1 protein-coding gene is annotated in these 373 nt (G+C 53.6%); it reads left to right on the top strand.

Features of this window, described 5'->3' with window-relative positions; translation table 11 throughout:
- Window positions 1-95: 95 nt before the first annotated feature.
- Window positions 96-373: Mu transposase C-terminal domain-containing protein (locus NWP14_RS27855; protein ID WP_375216326.1), on the top strand; the 278-nt coding region annotated here is incomplete at its 3' end.

Genomic DNA, 373 nt, shown 5'->3' with positions numbered 1-373 from the left:
GCCATATGACCCCAGCCGAATACCGCCGCGCGGTGTTAGAGACTGAGGGGGATGAAATTGAATACCTAACGGATGTTGAGCTGCATGAAATGTTCATGCCGGAAGAAATACGCTCCGCCAGCCGTGGTTATGTCAGCCTGCTGAATAATGATTATTTCTCGCAAGACCTGATAAATGTGGACGGGGAAAAGGTGCGTGTGGCGTTCGATATTCACGACGCATCACAGGTCATTATTCGCCGGATGGATGGCTCCTATGTCTGCACCGCGATATTTGGCGGCAATAAACGCGCCGCTATGCCGGTTAGCAAAATGGAGACCCTGCAGGAGAAACGCCGTCAGCGCCGCCTGCAGCGTATCGACGAGCAGCGTGA

Origin of the sequence: Klebsiella sp. C349492, from assembly GCF_042055345.1 — a bacterium.
In the GTDB taxonomy this organism is placed as follows: domain Bacteria; phylum Pseudomonadota; class Gammaproteobacteria; order Enterobacterales; family Enterobacteriaceae; genus Klebsiella; species Klebsiella scottii.
This window is presented reverse-complemented; position numbering and strand designations above follow the sequence as displayed.